Raw genomic sequence first — 1,665 nt, forward strand, 5'->3', positions numbered from 1 at the left:
CGCAGGCGCGCCGCGCCGAGCTGGCCCGCGCCGCCGACGGCATCCCCGAGGAGACGCTGCGCGCGGATCTCGCCGCCATCGATCCGGACGCGATCGAGGCGGGGCTGCGCCGTCTGGCGATGGAGGACGAGGACCTCGACCAGCGCGGCAAGACGGCCTTCGCCGAGCGCGACCGGAACGAGCGTCGGCGGGAGGCCCTGGAGGGCGGCACCGGCGCCGAGCTGGCGCTGGCGCAGAAGAAGGCCGCCGAGGCCGAGCTACAGGGCAGCGCCCGGCAATGGGCGGTCCTGAAGCTCGCGAGCCTGATGCTCGGCAACGCGATCGCCCGCCAGCGGACCGGGCAGCAGGACCCGCTGCTGGCCCGCGCCGGCGGGATCATGGCGGCGCTCACCGGAGGCGCGTTCTCCGGCCTCGCGCAGGATTACGACGAGGCCGACAAGGCGCTGATCGTGGCGCGCCGCGCGGGCGGCGAGACGATCCACGTCCAGGGTCTCAGCGAGGGCACCCGCGACCAGCTCTACCTCGCCCTGCGCCTGGCCTACCTGGAGGATTACGCGGGCAAGGCAGAGCCGGCGCCGTTCATCGGCGACGACCTGTTCTCGACCTTCGACGACGCGCGCACCGGGCACGGCCTCGAAGCGCTGGCAGCGATCGGCGGCACGGTGCAGCCGATCCTGTTCACCCACCACCGGCACGTGGCCGACCTGGCGCAGGCACGCCTCGGCTCGGCCGTGGACATCATTCCGCTGTAGGGCGCCCGTAGCGCGCCTCGAGGTGGGCGAGGTAGGCCTCCGTCCCGAGCGGAGAGCCGGTCGCCCGCTCGAGCAGCGTGTCGGTGGGGAGCCGGCTGCCGTGTTCGTGGACGTGCGTGCGCAGCCAGCCCCGCAGCGGCGCGAAGTCGCCCGTGGCGAGGCCCGGCAAGATTCCCGGCTCGGCGCGCTTGGCCGCGGCGAAGAGCTGGGCGGCGGCCATCGCCCCGAGGGTGTAGGTCGGGAAGTAGCCCCAGGCGCCGCTCGGCCAGTGGATGTCCTGCAGGCAGCCGAGGCGGTCGTTCGGAACGGTGAGGCCGAGCAGGCGGCGCATGCCGTCGTTGAACGCGCCCGGCAGGTCGGCCAGTGCGAGGTCGCCGGCGATCAGCGCGGATTCGAGGTCGTAGCGCAGCAGGATGTGGGCCGGATAGGTCGCCTCGTCGGCATCCACCCGGATGAAGCCGGGCTCGACCCGCGTGTGCAGGCGGTGGAGGTTCTCGGCCGTGAAGGCGGCGCCGTCGCGGCCGAACTCCGCCCGCACCAGGGGCGCCAGGAACGCGAAGAATTCGCGGCTGCGGCAGGCCTGCATCTCGACGATCAGCGATTGGCTCTCGTGCAGGCTCATGCCGCGCGCCTTGCCGACGGGCTGGTTGCGCCATGCGGCCGGGCGGCCCTGCTCGTAGAGCGCATGGCCGGTCTCGTGCAGCACGCCCATCAACGCCCGCCCGAAGTCGGCCTCGTCGTAACGGGTGGTGATCCGCACGTCGTCCGTGGCGCCGCCGCAGAACGGATGCAGGCTGATGTCGAGGCGCCCGCGGGTGAAGTCGAACCCGAGCGCCCGCATCAGCGCCAGCCCGATCCGCTTCTGCGCGTCCACCGGGAACGGGCCGTCCAGCGGCAGCGGCGCGGGCTCGCC

Annotated in this window: 2 pseudogenes; one reads left to right on the forward strand and one right to left on the reverse strand. The window is 73.6% G+C overall.

Annotated features, from left to right (window positions below):
* Positions 1 to 752 (forward strand): annotated as a pseudogene (locus tag FV222_RS30130) (chromosome segregation protein SMC); the annotation flags it as partial.
* Here FV222_RS30130 and FV222_RS25225 read toward each other — a convergent pair.
* Positions 739 to 1,665 (reverse strand): annotated as a pseudogene (locus FV222_RS25225) (carboxypeptidase M32); the annotation flags it as partial. The pseudogenes FV222_RS30130 and FV222_RS25225 sit on opposite strands and share 14 nt — an antisense overlap.

The sequence above is a fragment of the Methylobacterium sp. WL103 genome (assembly GCF_008039885.1).
GTDB lineage: Bacteria > Pseudomonadota > Alphaproteobacteria > Rhizobiales > Beijerinckiaceae > Methylobacterium > Methylobacterium cerastii.